Genomic DNA, 17350 nt, shown 5'->3' on the forward strand with positions numbered 1-17350 from the left:
CCCCCCCCCCCCCCCCCCCCCCCCCCCCCCCCCCCCCCCCCCCCCCCCCCCCCCCCCCCCCCCCCCCCCCCCCCCCCCCCCCCCCCCCCCCCGCGCCCCCCCCCCCCCCCCCCCCCCCCCCCCCCCGGACTGGAGGCCGTACGGTGTGACGGTGACCACGACGACGGCGACGTGGCTCGCCGAGCTGACCGACGCGTTGGGCCCCGACGGCGTCCTGACCGACCCCGACGTGACGGCCGGCTACGCCCGCGACCAGGCGATGATGGCGCCCGCCGGAACCCCGGCGGCCGTGGTGTTCCCGCGCCGCACCGACGACGTCGTCGCGGTGATGCGGGTGGCCTCGCGGCACGGCCTCCCGGTGGTCCCGCGGGGCGCCGGCTCCGGGCTCGCGGGCGGCAGCAACGCCGTGGACGGGGGCATCACGCTGGTGATGACCCGCATGAACGCCGTCCTGGAGGTCTCGCCGGCCGACCGGCTGGCCGTCGTCCAGCCGGGGGTGGTGAACAAGCAGCTGCGCGACGCGGTCGCCGGCAGCGGGCTGTTCTACCCGCCGGACCCGAGCAGCTACGACTGGTGCACCCTCGGCGGCAACCTCGCCACCAACTCCGGCGGTCTGTGCTGCGTCAAGTACGGCGTCACCACCGACTACGTGCTGGGCCTGGAGGTCGTGCTGGCCGACGGCCGGGTGCTCCGCACCGGGCGCCGCACCGTGAAGGGCGTGGCCGGCTACGACCTCGCCCGGCTGTTCGTGGGGTCCGAGGGCACCCTCGGCGTCATCACCGAGGCGACGCTCGCGCTGCGGCCCGCACCGAAGGCGCCGGTCACCCTCGCCGCATCCTTCGCCACGACGGCCCAGGCGGGCCAGGTCGTCGAGCGGGTGGTCACCGCGGGGCTGGTGCCCAGCCTGCTGGAGATCATGGACAACACCTGCATCCGCACCGTCGACCAGGTGCTCAAGGCCGGCCTGGACCACGACACCCGCGCGCTGCTGGTGGCGCAGTCCGACACCGGCGGGGCGGCCGCCGCCGAGGAGATCGCGACGCTCACCGCGCTGTGCGAGGAGGCCGGCGCGCAGTTCGTCCACTCCACCGAGGACCAGGCCGAGGGCGACCTGCTCCTCGCCGCCCGGCGCATGGCGCTGCCCGCCCTGCAGCAGGTGGGGGGCGCGATCCTCATCGACGACGTCGCCGTCCCCCGGTCGCGGATCGCCGGGTTCCTCGACGGCTGCGACCGCATCGCCGCGGAGCGCGCCGTCGTCGTCGGGGTGGTCGGGCACGCCGGCGACGGCAACATGCACCCGACCGTCTGCTTCGACGGCGGCGACGCCGACCAGCGGCAGCGGGCCTACGCCGCCTTCGACGACATCCTGGAGCTCGGGCTGTCGCTGGGCGGGACGATCACCGGCGAGCACGGGGTGGGTGTGCTCAAGGTCGACTGGCTGGAGCGCGAGATCGGCCCGGTGTCGCTGGACGTGCACCGCTCGATCAAGTCCGCGCTCGACCCGGCCGGCCTGCTCAACCCCGGCACGGTGTTCCGCAGCGCGCCGGCCGGTGCCACGCTGGGGCGATGAGCAGGGAGCGGTTCCTCGTCATCGGAGGCGACGCGGCCGGGATGTCCGCGGCGGCCCAGGCCCGCCGGCTGCGGAACGCCGACGACCTCGAGATCGTCGTGCTCGAGCAGGGCGACGTCGTCTCGTACTCCGCCTGCGGCATCCCCTACTGGGTGGGCGGGGAGGTCCAGGGCCGGGACGAGCTGATCGCCCGGACGCCGGCGGAGTTCGCCGCCCGGGACATCACCGTGCACACCGGCACGCGGGCGGTCGGGATCGATCCCGACGCCGGGAAGGTCGTCACCGACACCGGCGAGCGGATCGGCTACGACCGCCTCCTCGTCGCCACGGGAGGCCGCCCGACCCGCCCGCCGATCCCCGGCCTGGACGCGCCGGGCGTCTTCGGCGTGCACCGGCTCGACGACGGCGCCGCCATCCGGGCCGCCCTGGACGCCGGTCCCCGCCGCGCCCTGGTCCTGGGCGGCGGCTACATCGGGCTGGAGATGGCGGAGGCGCTGCAGCGGCGGGGGCTGGCGGTCACCGTCGTGCTCGCCGACCCGCTGCCGATGCAGCTGCTCGACGCCGACATGGCCCAGCGGGTCTGCGCCGGCATGGGGGCCATGGGCATGGAGATGCACCCCGACCAGGCGGTCCGCGAGATCCTGGTGGACGAGTCGGGCCGGGCGCGGGGGGTGCGCACCGACGCCGGCAGCTACGACGCCGACCTGGTGGTGCTGGGCCTGGGCATGGGGCCGGAGGTGGCGCTGGCCGAGCAGGCCGGCATCCGGCTCGGGACCACCGGCGCCATCGACGTCGACCGCACCCAGCGCACCCGCTCGCACCCGGAGATCTACGCCGCCGGCGACTGCTCGCAGACCTTCCACCGGGTCACCGGCGAGGTCGCCCACGTCGCCCTGGGCACCCACGCGAACAAGCAGGGCCGGGTGGCCGGCTCGGTCGTCGGCGGACGGGCAGCCCGCTTCGCCGGGGTGCTGGGGACGGCGCTGACCAAGGTGGGGGACCTGGAGATCGGCCGCACGGGGCTGTGCACCACCGAGGCCGAGCAGGCCGGGTTCGACTACCGCACCGACACCGTGGAGGCGACGACGAAGGCCGGGTACCACCCCGGCGCGGAGGAGATCGCGATCAAGCTGTTGAGCGAGGCGGGCTCGGGGCGGCTGCTCGGCGCCCAGATCGTCGGCGGCCCCGGTTCGGGCAAGCGGATCGACGTGCTGGCCGCCGCGATCTGGGCGGGGATGACCGCCGAGGACCTCGCCGGGTCCGACCTCTCCTACGCGCCGCCGTTCTCGCCGACCTACGACCCGGTGGTCGTCGCCGCCCGGGTGGTCAGCCGCATCGAGCAGGGCTGACCGGTGCCCGACCCGGGCCGACCCGGTGTCGCCCGGTCGGGCTCCGCTGCCGCCCGTGCTGTCGCGGCCGGGGGCGCAGCGCGATACTGATCACCGACGTTCGCCCGTACAGCGCCGTACAGCCGTTCCCGACGGAGGAGAGCACCCTCATGCCCATCGCGACCCCCGAGGTCTACGCCGACATGATCAGCCGGGCGAAGGAGGGCGGGTTCGCCTACCCGGCGATCAACTGCACCTCCTCGGAGACGATCAACGCGGCGCTGCGCGGCTTCGCCGACGCCGGCAGCGACGGGATCATCCAGTTCTCCACCGGCGGCGCCGAGTTCGGCTCGGGCACCCGGGTCAAGGACATGGTCACCGGCGCGGTGGCGCTCGCCGAGTTCGCCCACGTCGTCGCCGAGAAGTACCCGATCAACGTGGCGCTGCACACCGACCACTGCCCCAAGGACAAGCTCGACTCCTACGTCCGCCCGCTCATCGCGCTGTCGAAGGACCGGGTGGACGCCGGGCAGGAGCCGCTGTTCCAGTCGCACATGTGGGACGGCTCGGCGATCGAGCTCGGTGAGAACCTCGACATCGCCGAGGAGCTGATGGAGAAGTCCGCCGCCGCCAAGCTCGTGCTGGAGCTGGAGATCGGCATCGTCGGCGGGGAGGAGGACGGCGTCGTCGCCGAGATCAACGAGAAGCTCTACACCGCCGACGGCGACTTCCTGCGCACCGCGCAGAAGCTGGGGCTGGGGGAGCGCGGGGTCTACCTGCTCGCGGCGACCTTCGGCAACGTGCACGGCGTCTACAAGCCGGGCAACGTCAAGCTCCGCCCCGACGTGCTCCAGCGCGGGCAGGCGCTGGTCGCGAAGGAGTTCGGCCTCGGCGAGGACGCCAAGCCGTTCAACCTGGTCTTCCACGGCGGCTCCGGCTCGGCGGAGTCGGAGATCCGCGAGGCGCTCTCCTACGGCGTCGTGAAGATGAACGTCGACACCGACACCCAGTACGCCTTCACCCGGCCCATCGCCGGGCACATGTTCAGCAACTACGACGGCGTGCTGAAGATCGACGGCGAGGTCGGCAACAAGAAGGTCTACGACCCGCGCAGCTACATGAAGGCCGCCGAGACGAACATGGCCGCCCGTGTCGTCGAGGCGTGCGAGCACCTGCTCTCGGCCGGCCAGTCGCAGGGGGCCTGACGATGAGCCACTCCCACGGAAACCTGCTGGGCGAGCCGCCGGCCACGCTGCTGCCGGCCACGCCGGAGGCCGACGCCGAGCTCGCCGAGGGCGCCACGCTCGCGGAGGTCGCCGCGCACCACCCCACGGTGAGCGCGGTGTGGGCGGGTCTCGCCGAGGAGGCGATGAGCCGCCCCGAGCGGGCGCTCGGCGACACCATCCAGGCCTACGCCTACGCCCGCACCGGCTACCACCGCGGGCTCGACGCGCTGCGCCGCAACGGGTGGAAGGGCTACGGCCCCGTCCCGTGGTCGCACGAGCCGAACCGGGGCTTCCTGCGCTGCGTCACCGTCCTGGCACGGGCGGCCGAGGCCATCGGCGAGACGGCCGAGGCCGAGCGCTGCACGCAGCTGCTCCGGGACTGCGATCCGACGCTGGTCTCCTGAGCAGTCACCATCGGTGACGGGCGGCCCGCCGGTGCGGGCCGCCCGTTGCACTCCTCACCTGGGTTTTTGCGACCCGGGGTTTGCCGGGACCCGGCAACGGCAACCACGGAGCGTGCACGGTGCCGACAGGGCGCCCGGAGGAGGGACGTTTCGGATGCTGGCAACGATCTTGTGGATCCTGGCGGTGATCCTCGTGATCAGCGGGATCTTCTCGATCTTCCGCGGGCAGCTGCTGTGGGGGATCGTGCTCATCGTCGTGGGGCTGCTGGTCGGCCCGGGCGGGGTGAGCATCTTCACCGGCTGACCGGCCCCGGGCCCCCGCGCGGCGGGGGCCCGGGGGAGTTTCACCGCTCGCCGAGCTCCGGGTGCAGCGCGGTGAGCGCGTCGGTCAGGGTGGTCAGCTGGTCCCCGCCGGCCATCAGCGCGGTGAGCACGTCGGCGTCGACGTCGTCGCGGGTGAGGTTCCCGGCCACCTGGCCGTGGGCCAGCAGCAGGAACCGGTCACCGATGAGGTGGGCGTAGCGCGGGTTGTTGGTGACGACGACGACCGCCAGCCCCTGGGTGCGGGCCGCGAGGACGGACTGCCCGAACAGCGTCTGGCGCGCCACGGTCATGGGCGTGACGGGCTCGTCGATCACCAGGGCCCGGGCGCCGAAGTGCAGCGCGCGGGCGACGGCCAGGCTCTGCCGTTCCCCGGCCCGCAGGGCGCTGGCCGGCTGGTCCGGGTCCAGCCCGGTGACGCCGACCCGGGCCATGGCGCGCACGGTGGTCTCGCGGGCTCCGTCCAGGTCGAGGCGGCGCAGCGGCCACACCCCCCGCGTGGGCTCGACGCCCAGGAAGAAGTTCCGCCACACCGACAGCAGCGGGGCGACGGCGAGGTCCTGCCACACGGTGGCGATGCCCAGGTCCCGCGCCTGCCGGGGGGACCGGAACCGGGTGGGCACGCCGTCCACCAGCAGCTCGCCCTCGTCGTGGCGGCGCAGCCCGGAGACCACCGACACGAGCGTGGACTTGCCGGAGCCGTTCTCCCCGAGGACGCAGGTGATCTGCCCGGGCAGGAGCGCCACGCTGACCCGGCTCAGCGCCGGCACGCTGCCGTGCCGCACGGTGACGCCGCGCAGCTCCACGACCGGGGTGGGGCCCGGCGCGGCGGCCTCGTCGACGGGGGCGGCGGAGCTCACGACCGTGGCCTCGCCCGGAGCCGCCGGCGCACCTCGCCGTTGGCCAGCAGCGCCACCAGCAGGAGCACCCCCAGCAGCGCCTGGAACCAGCGGGTGTCCCAGTCGGCCAGGGTGATGCCCTGCCGGGCCACCGCGTACAGCAGGGCGCCGACGGCGGCGCCGATCGTCGACCCGTATCCGCCGGTCAGCAGGCAGCCGCCGATGACCGCCACCACGATGAAGTCGATCCCGCTGAGGATGCCGACGGTTCCGCCGGCCTGGACGCTGCCCAGCCGCACCAGCGTCATGGTGCCGAGCAGCCAGCCCGCTGCCGCGGTGAGGCAGAACAGCGCCACCGTCGTCCGGCGCACCGGGACGCCGAGCTCACGCGCGGCTCGCCGGGCGCCCCCGCTGGCGAACACCGCGTTGCCGAACTTGGTCCGCCACAGCGCCCAGGTGGCCAGCGCGGTGAGGCCGAGCCACCAGAGGATGCTCACGCTGAACCGGCCGTTGCCCAGCTGCGCGGTCGCGTCGAAGACAGCCGTCGCCGACGACCAGCCAGGGGCCTGGTCCAGACCGCCGATCCGCGTGCCGCCGGCGACCTCCTGGGCCCCGGCCTGCGAGGTGCCCTGCAGGATCAGGAAGGTCGCCAGGGTCACCAGGAAGCTCGGCAGGCCGGTGTTCACGACGAGCACGCCGTTGACCACCCCCACGAGCAGCGCCGCCAGCAGCGAGACGAGCAGGGCCGGCCAGGTGCCCCACCCCGCGTGGCCGATCAGCAGCGCCGTGAGCAGTGAGCTCGCGACGGCGACCACCCCGACCGAGAGGTCGAACTGCCCGGCCACCAGCAGGAGCGCGACGGCGACGCCGCCGATGCCCAGCAGCGCCGCGGTGTCCAGGACCGTCGCCAGCCCGAAGGGGCTGACCAGGTCCGGCACCCGCACCGCGAAGAAGGCGACGACCACGAGGAGTCCGACGACGGCGGGCAGGCTCGGCCGGGTGAGCGTGCGCGCCAGGGAGCGGCGGCCGGCGGGGGCCACGGCGGCGCGGGACCCGAACGAGGTGCGCGGATCGGTGATCACCGGCACGTCGACCCAGCGGGACAGCAGGACGTCGGCAGCGGGTCCTCCTCGGGCGGTCGGGTGCCCCACCAGTGTCCACGACGGCCCCGGCCCCGCGCAGGCCGCTCCTAGGGGACCAGGCGCCACCGCACCCGGTCGTCGGCGTACCAGGTCCACCGGGGGACGGGGCGCACGTAGGGCACCCCGTCGCGCACCACCCGAGCGGGGTCGGAGGCGACCTGGAGGGCACGCCCGCTGGTCTGCCGGGTGGGGCGCAGCGGCTGGGTCATCACCGTCACGCCGATGGTGTCGACGGCGGTCCAGTCCGGTCGGACGTCGATCCGGGTGATCTCGCCGTCGGCCACCTTGATGTCGTCGTGGTACGCCTGCAGGCCCAGCCGGCGCGACAGGGAGCGGCGGCCGTTCCCGGGGGCCTCGATCCGGCCGTGGTGCAGCAGCACACCACCGTGGTCGTCGCGGACGAGGGTGAGATCCCGGGTGGTGCCCGTGCCGAGCCCCAGCGCGCGCGCCAGGGCGGCCGAGCCCTTGTCGGCGGTCGGCTCCCAGGCCACCGGCACCTCTGCCGTGCGGCCCGCTTTCAGCAGCGCCGCCAGCACCCCCGACAGGGCTGCGACCGGGCCGCGCACCACCAGCTGCCCGGCCCCGGCGACCGGCTCCAGCTGGCTCCGCAACGGCGCCTCCCCGGGACCCAGGCGGCGGAGGTCCAACTCGACCGACGACATGCCGATACCCTGTCACCCGTCCAGCCCCACCGCCCCGGCCGACCTGCCGGCCGGATCGATCCGGGTGTCGCGCGCCGACCGTCACCCCACCGAACAGGAGACCCAGGAGCCGATGCCCGCTGTCGTGCTGATCGGTGCCCAGTGGGGCGACGAGGGCAAGGGCAAGGCCACCGACCTGCTCGGCGGCCGCGTCCCCTACGTCGTCCGCTACCAGGGTGGCAACAACGCCGGGCACACGGTGATCACGCCCGACGGTGAGAAGTACGCCCTCCACCTGATCCCGTCCGGGATCCTGACGCCGGGCTGCACTCCGGTGATCGGCAACGGTGTCGTGATCGACCCGCAGGTGCTCATCGACGAGCTGGCGGGCCTGGAGGAGCGCGGGGTCGACACCTCGCGGCTGGTGATCTCCTCCGACGCGCACCTGATCATGCCGCACCACCGGGCGCTGGACCGGGTCACCGAGCGGTTCCTGGGCAAGCGGAAGATCGGCACCACCGGCCGGGGCATCGGCCCCGCCTACGGCGACAAGGTCGCCCGCGTGGGCATCCGGGTGCAGGACCTGCTCGACCTGTCGATCCTCCGGCAGAAGCTGGAGGGGACGCTCCAGGAGAAGAACCAGGTCCTGGTCAAGGTCTACAACCGCAAGGCCATCGACGTCGACGAGGTCGTCGAGGAGTACAGCCAGTACGCCGAGGCGCTCCGGCACCGCATCGTCGACACGCGGCTGCTGCTGGGCAATGCGCTCGACGCCGGCGAGTGGGTGCTGCTCGAGGGCTCGCAGGGCACGCTGCTCGACGTCGACCACGGCACGTACCCGTTCGTCACCTCGTCCAACCCGACCGCGGGCGGGGCGGCCGTCGGCGCCGGGGTCGGCCCCACGCGGATCGAGCGCGTCGTGGGCATCCTCAAGGCGTACACCACCCGCGTCGGCTCCGGCCCGTTCCCCACGGAGCTGCACGACCAGTGGGGCGAGTACCTGCGCAAGCAGGGCGGCGAGGTCGGCGTCACCACCGGGCGCGACCGGCGCTGCGGCTGGTTCGACGCCGTCGTGGCCCGCTACGCCAGCCGCGTCAACGGGATCACCGACTACTTCCTCACCAAGCTCGACGTGCTCTCGGGGCTCGAGACCGTGCCGATCTGCGTCGCCTACGAGATCGACGGCGTCCGGCACGACGAGATGCCGATGACGCAGACCGACTTCCACCACGCGAAGCCGGTCTACGAGGAGATGCCGGGCTGGTTCGAGGACATCCGGCACTGCCGGACCTTCGACGAGCTGCCCGCGGCCGCCCAGGCCTACGTGCGGCGGCTGGAGGAGCTCTCCGGGGCCCGGATCAGCGTGATCGGCGTCGGCCCCGGCCGGGACGAGAACGTCGTGATCCACGACCTCATCGCCTGAGAAAACCCCGCGACAGCGGGGCGGACCGGGCGTCACCATCGCCGGCGTGGATCTCCTCGCGCTGGGCTGGACGGCCGACCGCGTCGCCGAGCTCCCGCCCGGCTGCGAGCCCGGGCGGGTGCTGCGGGTCGACCGCGGCCGGCTGACCGTGCTCGCCGCGGACGGTGAGCGACGCGTGCACCCGTCCGCCGCCGTGCACCACGAGGCCGGTCCGGCCGTGGGGGACTGGGTGGCGCTGCGCGGGGAGCTGGCGCTCGCCGTCCTCCCGCGTCGCAGCGCCTTCACCCGCACCGCCGCGGGCCGGACGTCGGCGGCGCAGGTCGTGGCGGCCAACGTCGACGTGGTCCTCGTCGTCGACGCGCTGATCGGCCGGACGCGGGTGCGGCGCATCGAGCGCTACCTCGCGGTGGCCTGGAGCAGCGGGGCGGCTCCCGTCGTCGTCCTGACGAAGGCCGACCTGTGCGACGACGTGGCCGCCGTGGTGGAACAGGTCGCCGAGGACGCGCTCGGCGTCCCGGTGCTGCCGGTCAGCTCGGTGACGGGGCAGGGGCTGGCCGCTGTCGGTGAACTCGTCGGCCCCGGCCGGACGGCGGCGATGGTCGGCCCCTCCGGCGTCGGGAAGTCCAGCCTCGCCAACGCGCTGGCCGGCCGGGCGGTGGCCGGCACCCGGGACATCCGCGAGGACGGCCGCGGGCGGCACACCACGACCGCCCGGGAGCTGCACCGGCTGCCCGGTGGCGGGCTGCTGATCGACACGCCCGGGATGCGCGAACTGGGTCTGCACGACGACGCTGGGGGCGTCGACCGGGCGTTCGCCGACGTCGCGGAGCTCGCCACCGCGTGCCGGTACCGCGACTGCGCGCACCGCACCGAACCCGGGTGCGCCGTCGCCACGGCCCTCGAGGACGGCCGGCTGGACCCCGCCCGCTTCACCGCCTGGCGGAAGCTGCAGGGCGAGGCCCACCGCCAGCGGCTCCGCGTCGATGCCCGGGCCCGGGCCGAGGAACGCGCCCGGCTGCGGAGCGTGCACCGCGCGCAGCGACATCGTCGCCCTCCGGACGACACCGCGGCCAGGCGGGGGACCGGCTCGCGCTGAGCCGGCGCGTGGGCTGTGCCGGGGCCCTCCGGGCTCCGCGCCGCACCGACGTGCGGTGGCGCTCAGACCAGCTGGGCGGCCATGGCGGTGCGGGCGCGGACGGCGTGCTCGGGGGAGTCGCTGATCAGGCCGTCGACCCCGAGGGCGAGCAGGGCCAGGGCGTCGCCGACGGCGTCCCCGAGCCCTCCGGGAGCGTCGCCGCGCCGCAGGTGGGCGGGGAGGAAGGTGTTCTCCGCCCGCAGCGTCCAGCAGAGGACCGTCAGCTCCGCGGCGTGTGCCTGGGTGACCACGTGCGGGGTGCCGGTGACCGCCTGCTGGGCACCGCTGGCCAGGATCCGGTCGCGGCTCGGGGCGATGCCCTGCGCGTAGGTGGAGATCTCCCGCAGACCGGCCGGGGTGACCATCGCATCGCCTGCCGTGTCGTCACCGACCAGCTGGACCAGCCGGGGGCCGTCCTCGCCCAGCCGCGCACGCAGGTCGCGCAGGACGGCGGGGTCGAACGCCTGCACCACCACGGTGCCCTCGGCGCTGTCGGCACCGAGCCGGCGCAGCTCCTCGGCCACCAGCTCGCCCATGTGCATGCCCAGCGCGGCCCAGTACCCGGGGTGCTTCAGCTCGGCGAGCACCCGCACCGGCCGGTCGGCGGTCGACCGGCAGCGGGCCAGCTCGACGACCTCGGCCAGCGTCAGGATGCCGTAGCGGCCGTCGTAGGCGGTGTTCAGCGGCCGCAGGGACGGCATCCGCTCGACCGCGCGGAGGGTGCGCAGCTCGGCGTGGGTGAAGTCCTCGGTGAACCAGCCGGTCCACAGCTCGCCGTCGACCAGCTTGGTGGTCCGGCGGTCGGCGAACTCCGGGTGGTCGGCGACGTCGGTGGAGACGGAGAGCTCGTTCTCGTGCCGGACGACGAGCACGCCGTCGCGGCTGAGCACGACGTCGGGCTCGATGAGGTCGGCACCCAGGTCGATGGCCAGCTCGAAGCTGGCCCGCGTGTGCTCCGGCCGGTAGGCCGGAGCGCCGCGGTGTCCGATGACGACGGGCCGGGGAAGGCGTGCCCCTGGCCGGACGGCCAGCGACTCGGTCGCGCGCATGGCACCCACCACACAGGAATCGGGTGAATCCGGGGCGAACTGGAGGGGACGGGTTGCGCACGATCGAAAGGCCAGCTCGCTGACCAGCGGACGACCACCTCTGCTGTGACGGACATCACCCGAGGTGTCTGTGGCTGGTGTGACTCGCCGCCCGGCGGCGCCGCCCCGGAGCGTGGCCGGCCGGGCATCGGTAGGGTCGCGGCTCGTGCGCGTGCTGGTGATCGGCTCCGGTGCCCGGGAGCACGCCCTGTGCGTGGCTCTCCAGTCCGACCCTGCGGTTCGCGAGCTCGCCTGCGCCCCCGGCAACGCCGGGACCCGGGTGGCCGCGCCGCCGCCCCCGGGAGGGGAACGGCTCGCCGCGGCCGATCCGGTCGCGGTGGCGGCGCTGGCCCGGGACTGGGGGGCCGACCTGGTGGTGATCGGCCCCGAGGTGCCGCTGGTCGCCGGAGCGGCCGACGCCGTCCGCGAGGCCGGCATCGCCTGCTTCGGGCCCTCGGCGCAGGCCGCGCAGCTGGAGGGCAGCAAGTCCTTCGCCAAGCACGTGATGACGGCGGCCGGCGTCCCCACCGCCCGCTCGTGGCCCGTCGGTGGCCCGGCGGAGCTGGAGACGGCGCTCGACGAGGTCGCCGCGCTCACCGGCGGCGCCCCCTACGTGGTCAAGGACGACGGGCTGGCCGCCGGCAAGGGTGTGCTGGTGACCCCGGACCGCGACGCCGCCCTGGCGCACGGGCGCGGGGTGCTCGACGCCGGGGGAGCGGTCCTGGTCGAGGAGTTCCTCGACGGCCCCGAGGTGTCGCTGTTCGCCGTCACCGACGGGACGACGGTGCTGCCGCTGGTGCCCGCGCAGGACTTCAAGCGCCGGGACGACGGTGACGGCGGTCCCAACACCGGCGGCATGGGGGCCTACGCCCCGCTGCCGTGGGCACCGCCCGGGCTGGTCGACGAGGTCCTCGCCACCGTGCTGCAGCCGACCGTGGACGAGATGGCACGCCGCGGCGAGACGTTCAGCGGCCTGCTCTACGCCGGGTTGGCCCTCACCTCCCGCGGCGTGCGGGTGGTGGAGTTCAACGCCCGGTTCGGGGACCCGGAGACGCAGGTGGTGCTGCCGCTGCTGGAGACCCCGCTGGGCGGGCTGCTGCACGCCGCGGCCACCGGCACCCTCGCCGACCACCCGCCGCTGCGCTGGCGGGACGGCGCGGCGGTGACCGTCGTCGTCGCCGCACCGGGGTACCCCGAGGCGCCGCGCACCGGCGACCCGATCACCGGGGCCGAGGGCGAGGGCGTGCTGCACGCCGGCACCGCGCTCGCCGACGACGGCACGGTCCGCTCCGCCGGTGGGCGGGTCCTCGCCGTCACCGCCACCGGCTCGGACCTGGCCGCCGCCCGGCAGGCCGCCTACGAGCGGGTCGCCGGCGTCCGGCTGGCCGACGCGCACTGGCGCACCGACATCGCGCTCGCCGCCGTCGAGGGCCGCATCGACCTTCCCGGTTAGCTCGCCGCGACCACGGGCCGCGCCCGCTCCGGGCGTGGTTCGGGCGGCCGTGGCCCCTCGTGCCGGCGGCTGAGGTAGGTGCCCGCGACGTTCACGCACGCCACCGTGGGGACGGCGATCAGCGCGCCGAAGATGCCGCCGACGAGCAGGCCCGCGGCGATCGCGAGGACCACGGCCAGCGGGTGCACGCGCACCGCCCGGCCCAGCAGCAGCGGCTGGAGCACGTGGCCCTCCAGCTGCATGACGCCGATGACGATGGCGAGCGTGATCAGCGCGGTGATCGGGCCGTTGGAGACCAGGGCCACCAGGACCGCCACCGTGCCGGCCAGGAAGCCACCGATGATCGGCACGAACGCGCCGAGGAAGACCAGCGCCGCCAGCGGGATCACCAGCGGCACCCCGAGGACGGCCAGCCCGACGCCGATGCCGACGGCATCGACCAGCGCCACGACCACGGTGGCGCGGACGTAGGAGATCAGCGTGCGCCACGAACGCCGGGCGGCCTCGTCGAGGTAGGCGCGGGAGGCGGCGGGGAACAGGCCCACCAGCCACAGCCAGATCGACCGGCCGTCCTTGAGGAAGAAGAAGAGGGTGAACAGCGCCAGCACGATGCCGGTGACGACCTCGCCCACCGTCGCCGCGGTCGTCAGCGCCCCGGAGGCCAGCGTGTCCTGGTTGTCCAGGAGCACGTCCTGGGCCTGGTCGAGGAGGTCGGCGAGCTGGCCCTCGCTGATGGGGAACCGCCGGACGACGAAGGTCTGGACCTGCTCGAGGCCCTCGCTCACCTGCTCGGCCAGGTCGGCGAAGCCCGCGGTGAACCGCTCGACGACCAGCGTGATGATCCCGGCCACCACGGTGAGGCCCACCAGCAGCATGGTGAACGCGGCCAGCGGGGGCGGCCAGCCGCGTCTGGCGAGTCCCGCGGCACCCGGTTGCAGCAGCGCCGCCAGCAGCAGCGCCACCAGCACCGGGACGACGACGACGGCGATGTAGGCGGCGGCGGAGAGCAGGACGTAGAAGCCGGCGATCACCACGATGAGCCGCCAGGACCAGGCGGCCGCCGTGCGCAGCCCGAACGGGACGTCGTCCTCCGCGTGGGCGGGGTGGACGACGGCCGGCGGCCCGGGAGTGCGCGGCCCGGACCCCTCGGGGGAGCGGGCGTCGGGCGGGCCGCCGACCCCGCCGGGACCGACCACGCCGTCCAGGTCCGGGGCGCCGGGGGCCGGGCTGACCAGGGGCGGGCTGGTGGCGCCGGCGTCGTCCGGCCGATCGCTCGGCCCGTCGGGCACGGGATCGTGCCGGATGCCGACCGGATAGGGATCGGGTGGCCCGTGGTGGTGGTGCCAGGCGTGCGGATCGTGCTCGCGGGCGGCACGGATCCGGTCGCGGGCGCGCGCGGCGAGGTCCCCGGTGCGCACGGCGAGATCACGGGCGCGACGCCGCATCGATCACCTCCGGTAGGGGCCGTTCGTGATCACGCTAGCCCTACGGGAGACTGTCCCCGTGCTGCGACGAGCTGACCGGTGGCGGGCGGTACCCGCATGATCGAGCGCTACACCCTTCCGGACATGGGCCGGGTCTGGAGCGACGCCCACAAGTACGAGCTGTGGTGCCGCGTCGAGACGCTTGTGCTCGAGGCGCACGCCGCCGCGGGCCGCGTCCCGGCCGACGTCGTCGAGCCGGTGCGCAACGCGCCCCCGCCCACCGCCGAACGGGTCGCCGAGATCGAGGAGACGACGCAGCACGACGTCATCGCCTTCCTCACGGCCTGGGCCGACAACACCGAACCCCGCTCGGCGGCGGCGTTCGTGCACCACGGCATGACGTCGTCGGACCTGCTCGACACCGCGCTGGCCGTCCAGCTCACCGAGGCCACCGACATCCTGCTGGCCAAGGCCGACCGGCTCGTGGCGGCCCTGCGCGACCACGGGCTGGCGCACCGTTCGACGATCAAGGTCGGGCGGACGCACGGCGTGCACGCCGAGCCCGTCGTGTGGGGGCACCGGGTCGCCGACCTGGCCTTCGCCGCCGCCCGCTCGCGCGACCGGCTGCGCGCGGCGCGCGATGCCGTCGGCGTGGTGGCGATCTCCGGCGCCGTGGGCACGTACTCGCTGATCGACCCCTCGGTCGAGGTCGCCGTCGCCGAGGCGCTGGACCTCCGGCCCGCCGACGCCTCCACCCAGGTGGTGCTCCGCGACGGGATCAGCGAGTGGGTCTCGGCGCTGGCGATCATCGCCACGGTCTGCGAGGCGATCGCGCTGGAGGTCCGGCACGGTCAGCGCACCGAGGTGCGCGAGCTGTCGGAGGCGTTCGGCTCGGGCCAGAAGGGCTCGAGCGCGATGCCGCACAAGAAGAACCCGATCCGATCCGAGCGCATCGCCGGGCTCGCACGGGTGGTCCGGGCGGCGATCGTGCCGGTCATGGAGGGCATCCCGCTCTGGCACGAGCGCGACATCTCGCACTCCTCCACCGAGCGGGTGTTCCTGCCCGACGCCGCCATCACCACCGACTACCTGCTGAACCTGACCGCGGGCCTGGTGGAGAACCTGGTGGTCGACGCCGACCGGATGCGGGCGAACCTCGAGTCCACCGGCGGGCTCATCTACACCTCGTCGGTGCTGCTCGAGCTGGTGGAGAGCGGGCAGTCCCGCGAGGACGCCTACGCGCTGGTCCAGTCGGCGGCCATGGAGACGTGGAACTCGGGCACTCCCTTCCGGGAGACGCTGCGGACGCGCGCTGCTGCCTCGGGCGTGACGCTGGACGAGGCGCGGCTGGACGAGATCTGCCGGCCGGAGGAGTACGTGGCCAACCTCGGTCCGCTCTTCGACCGGCTGGCGGCGCTGAGTTGATGGTGGACCTCCCGCTGGTCGCCCGCGGCAAGGTGCGGGAGATCTACGACGCCGGCGACGACCAGCTGCTGCTCGTGGCCTCGGACCGCATCTCGGCCTACGACTGGGTGCTGCCCACGCCGATCCCGGACAAGGGGCGGGTGCTCACCCAGCTGTCGGTGTGGTGGTTCGACCAGCTGACTCCGGTGCTGGACTCGTTCGGGGCCTCGCACCACCTGGTGTCGGCGGTGGACGTGCCTGCGTCGGTGACCGGGCGCGCGATGCTGGTGCGGCGGCTGGAGATGCTCCCGGTGGAGTGCGTGGCCCGCGGCTACCTGTCCGGTTCGGGGACGAAGGAGTACGAGCGGACCGGCTCGATCCGCGACGTCCCCCTGCCCGCCGGGCTGGTGGAGGGCTCGAAGCTCCCCGCGCCGGTGTTCACGCCGTCCACCAAGGCCGAGGTGGGTGAGCACGACGAGGCGATCGACTTCGCCGCCGTCGTCTCCGCGGTGGGTGCCGAACGGGCCGCGGAGCTGCGCGAGCTGACGCTGGCGCTCTACCGTCGGGGTGCGGAGATCGCGGCCGAGGCGGGCATCGTGCTGGCCGACACCAAGTTCGAGTTCGGGGTCGCGCCCGACGGCGGCCTCGTGCTCGGCGACGAGGTGCTCACCCCCGACTCCTCGCGGTTCTGGCCGGCCGACACCTGGTCGCCGGGCGCGGTGCAGCCCTCCTACGACAAGCAGTTCGTGCGCGACTGGCTGACGTCGTCCGGCTGGGACCGCGTCTCGCAGCCGCCCGAGCTGCCCGCCGACGTCGTCGCCGCCACCCGCGAGCGCTACGTGACCGCCTACGAGCAGCTCACCGGCCGCCGCTTCGCCTGACCCCGACGCGCGAGATCTGCACACTCGCCCCCATCAGGGCCGGCACAGGGGCCAGATCGCATACCTCGGAGGGGGTCTGTGGACAGCCGCCGCGCCGTGCGGCCGGCAGCGGCCACCATCCCCCGGTGCCCGCGCGTCCCGCCCGCTCCCGACTCACCGCCCCGGCGACGCGTGCGATGGCGGCGGCGGCCGGGATCAGCGGCAAGCAGCTCCGGCACCGCGACGTCGTCCGGCTGTCGAGGGACACCTACGTGCCCCGCGCCTTGGTGGACGACGTCACGGTCCGCATCGAGGCGGTGCTGCTGACCGCGCCGCCCGGCGCCGTCGTCAGCCACCGGACCGCGGCGGCGATCTGGGGCGTGGACATCCCCCTGCAGCGGGACGACGACCGGGTCCACCTGACCGTGGCCACGGGCTCGGCCGTGCGCGCCCGCGCCGACCGCTGCATCCACCGCTCCCCCCTCGGCCCCGGCGAGGTCGACCAGCGCCTCGGCTTCCCCCTGACCACCCCGCGGCGGACCTGGCGCGATCTCGCGGCGACGCTGCCGCCGGCTGCTCTCCTCGCGGTGACCGACCAGCTGCTCGGGTCGTGGTGCACGCCCGCCGACCTGGAGGAGCAGTTGGCGCTGCGACCGGCAGGGAGGGGGTCCGCGCGGGCGCGGTCGGTGCTCCCCGTCGCCGATCCGCGGGCGGAGTCGCCCATGGAGTCGGTGCTCCGGTGGCTCATCCACGCCGCCGGATTGCCGGCTCCGGTGCTGCAGCACCCCGTCCGGACGCCGGGCGGGGAGTTCCGCGCCGACCTGGCCTGGCCGGAGCGCCGGGTCCTCGTCGAGTTCGACGGCGATCTGCACCGCGACCGCGCGGTCTTCGTCCGGGACCTCCGGCGCCAGAACGCGCTGGTCGCCGCGGGGTGGACGGTCCTCCGCTTCAGCTCGGCGGACGTCCTCGGGCGTCCGGACCAGGTGGTTGCCGAGACCGCCCGGGCGCTCGCCCGGTGAGATCTGCGATGTGGCCCCGTCCAACGGGCTGATGAGGGCCGCTGTGCAGATCTCGCCGGGGCACGGGAGCACT

The 17350-nt window shown here is 74.7% G+C and carries 16 protein-coding genes; 11 read left to right on the top strand and 5 right to left on the bottom strand.

Annotation, left to right across the window (positions count from 1 at the left end):
- The first annotated feature begins 151 nt into the window (after positions 1-151).
- From ACI79K_RS13990 to ACI79K_RS14010, 5 genes are all read left to right on the top strand, one after another.
- Positions 152-1570: an FAD-binding oxidoreductase gene (locus ACI79K_RS13990; RefSeq protein WP_456590043.1), complete on the top strand. Its 1419-nt coding sequence runs from the start codon at positions 152-154 to the stop codon at positions 1568-1570.
- The gene (locus ACI79K_RS13995; protein ID WP_456590042.1) at positions 1567-2919 is read left to right on the top strand and encodes an FAD-dependent oxidoreductase; all 1353 of its coding nucleotides are present in this window, start codon (positions 1567-1569) and stop codon (positions 2917-2919) included. The genes ACI79K_RS13990 and ACI79K_RS13995 overlap by 4 nt, the downstream gene beginning before the upstream one ends.
- Before the next feature lie 149 nt (positions 2920-3068).
- A complete protein-coding gene (fbaA, locus tag ACI79K_RS14000; RefSeq protein WP_456590041.1) occupies positions 3069-4103 on the top strand; it encodes a class II fructose-bisphosphate aldolase in 1035 nt (344 codons plus the stop codon).
- A 2-nt stretch (positions 4104-4105) separates the two neighbouring features.
- Positions 4106-4528, top strand: coding sequence for a DUF3151 domain-containing protein (locus ACI79K_RS14005; protein WP_456590040.1), 423 nt, complete (start codon positions 4106-4108; stop codon positions 4526-4528).
- A 154-nt stretch (positions 4529-4682) separates the two neighbouring features.
- Positions 4683-4832, top strand: a complete 150-nt coding sequence (locus ACI79K_RS14010) for a GPGG-motif small membrane protein (RefSeq protein WP_456590039.1) — start codon at positions 4683-4685, stop codon at positions 4830-4832.
- Between the two features lie 40 nt (positions 4833-4872).
- Here ACI79K_RS14010 and ACI79K_RS14015 read toward each other — a convergent pair whose 3' ends face one another.
- The 3 genes from ACI79K_RS14015 to ACI79K_RS14025 are packed head-to-tail and all read right to left on the bottom strand — an operon-like array spanning position 4873 to position 7492.
- The gene (locus tag ACI79K_RS14015; RefSeq protein ID WP_456590038.1) at positions 4873-5709 is read right to left on the bottom strand and encodes an ATP-binding cassette domain-containing protein; all 837 of its coding nucleotides are present in this window, start codon (positions 5707-5709) and stop codon (positions 4873-4875) included.
- Positions 5706-6839, bottom strand: coding sequence for an ABC transporter permease (locus ACI79K_RS14020; protein WP_456590037.1), 1134 nt, complete (start codon positions 6837-6839; stop codon positions 5706-5708). The genes ACI79K_RS14015 and ACI79K_RS14020 overlap by 4 nt, the downstream gene beginning before the upstream one ends.
- Before the next feature lie 38 nt (positions 6840-6877).
- Positions 6878-7492, bottom strand: a complete 615-nt coding sequence (locus ACI79K_RS14025) for a hypothetical protein (protein WP_456590036.1) — start codon at positions 7490-7492, stop codon at positions 6878-6880.
- Positions 7493-7604: 112 nt separating this feature from the next.
- Between ACI79K_RS14025 and ACI79K_RS14030 the strand changes: the two genes are divergently transcribed.
- The gene (locus tag ACI79K_RS14030) at positions 7605-8894 is read left to right on the top strand and encodes an adenylosuccinate synthase (protein WP_456590035.1); all 1290 of its coding nucleotides are present in this window, start codon (positions 7605-7607) and stop codon (positions 8892-8894) included.
- Between the two features lie 46 nt (positions 8895-8940).
- On the top strand, positions 8941-9990 hold the full coding sequence (gene rsgA, locus ACI79K_RS14035) for a ribosome small subunit-dependent GTPase A (RefSeq protein WP_456599998.1): 1050 nt from the start codon (positions 8941-8943) through the stop codon (positions 9988-9990).
- A gap of 62 nt (positions 9991-10052) precedes the next feature.
- Here rsgA and ACI79K_RS14040 read toward each other — a convergent pair whose 3' ends face one another.
- Positions 10053-11078: a glycerophosphodiester phosphodiesterase family protein gene (locus ACI79K_RS14040; RefSeq protein WP_456590033.1), complete on the bottom strand. Its 1026-nt coding sequence runs from the start codon at positions 11076-11078 to the stop codon at positions 10053-10055.
- Between the two features lie 205 nt (positions 11079-11283).
- On the opposite strand from ACI79K_RS14040, the gene purD reads away from it, so the two are divergent.
- On the top strand, positions 11284-12570 hold the full coding sequence (gene purD, locus ACI79K_RS14045) for a phosphoribosylamine--glycine ligase (RefSeq protein WP_456599999.1): 1287 nt from the start codon (positions 11284-11286) through the stop codon (positions 12568-12570).
- On the opposite strand, the gene ACI79K_RS14050 is transcribed toward purD, so the two are convergent.
- Positions 12567-14015 carry an AI-2E family transporter gene (locus ACI79K_RS14050; RefSeq protein ID WP_456600000.1) on the bottom strand — a complete coding sequence of 483 codons (1449 nt, stop codon included), beginning with the start codon at positions 14013-14015 and terminating at the stop codon, positions 12567-12569. The genes purD and ACI79K_RS14050 overlap by 4 nt on opposite strands.
- Before the next feature lie 96 nt (positions 14016-14111).
- Here ACI79K_RS14050 and purB point away from each other — a divergent pair, with 96 nt between their 5' ends.
- The 3 genes from purB (at position 14112) to ACI79K_RS14065 (ending at position 17277) form a co-directional block, all read left to right on the top strand.
- Positions 14112-15419: an adenylosuccinate lyase gene (gene purB / locus ACI79K_RS14055; RefSeq protein WP_456590030.1), complete on the top strand. Its 1308-nt coding sequence runs from the start codon at positions 14112-14114 to the stop codon at positions 15417-15419.
- Positions 15419-16279, top strand: a complete 861-nt coding sequence (locus tag ACI79K_RS14060) for a phosphoribosylaminoimidazolesuccinocarboxamide synthase (RefSeq protein ID WP_456590029.1) — start codon at positions 15419-15421, stop codon at positions 16277-16279. The genes purB and ACI79K_RS14060 overlap by 1 nt, the downstream gene beginning before the upstream one ends.
- 125 nt (positions 16280-16404) lie before the next feature.
- A complete protein-coding gene (locus tag ACI79K_RS14065) occupies positions 16405-17277 on the top strand; it encodes an endonuclease domain-containing protein (protein ID WP_456590028.1) in 873 nt (290 codons plus the stop codon).
- The last annotated feature ends 73 nt before the right edge of the window (positions 17278-17350 follow it).

This window comes from Blastococcus sp. SYSU DS0616, from assembly GCF_054051015.1.

What these genes read in the sequence shown, in the direction of transcription:
- ACI79K_RS13995 (WP_456590042.1), top strand. Translation starts at nt 1,567, where the DNA reads ATGAGCAGGGAGCGGTTCCTCGTCATCGGAGGCGACGCGGCCGGGATG.
- fbaA (WP_456590041.1), top strand. Translation starts at nt 3,069, where the DNA reads ATGCCCATCGCGACCCCCGAGGTCTACGCCGACATGATCAGCCGGGCG.
- ACI79K_RS14005 (WP_456590040.1), top strand. Translation starts at nt 4,106, where the DNA reads ATGAGCCACTCCCACGGAAACCTGCTGGGCGAGCCGCCGGCCACGCTG.
- ACI79K_RS14010 (WP_456590039.1), top strand. Translation starts at nt 4,683, where the DNA reads ATGCTGGCAACGATCTTGTGGATCCTGGCGGTGATCCTCGTGATCAGC.
- ACI79K_RS14025 (WP_456590036.1), bottom strand. Translation starts at nt 7,492, where the DNA reads ATGTCGTCGGTCGAGTTGGACCTCCGCCGCCTGGGTCCCGGGGAGGCG.
- ACI79K_RS14030 (WP_456590035.1), top strand. Translation starts at nt 7,605, where the DNA reads ATGCCCGCTGTCGTGCTGATCGGTGCCCAGTGGGGCGACGAGGGCAAG.
- ACI79K_RS14040 (WP_456590033.1), bottom strand. Translation starts at nt 11,078, where the DNA reads ATGCGCGCGACCGAGTCGCTGGCCGTCCGGCCAGGGGCACGCCTTCCC.
- ACI79K_RS14050 (WP_456600000.1), bottom strand. Translation starts at nt 14,015, where the DNA reads ATGCGGCGTCGCGCCCGTGATCTCGCCGTGCGCACCGGGGACCTCGCC.
- purB (WP_456590030.1), top strand. Translation starts at nt 14,112, where the DNA reads ATGATCGAGCGCTACACCCTTCCGGACATGGGCCGGGTCTGGAGCGAC.
- ACI79K_RS14060 (WP_456590029.1), top strand. Translation starts at nt 15,419, where the DNA reads ATGGTGGACCTCCCGCTGGTCGCCCGCGGCAAGGTGCGGGAGATCTAC.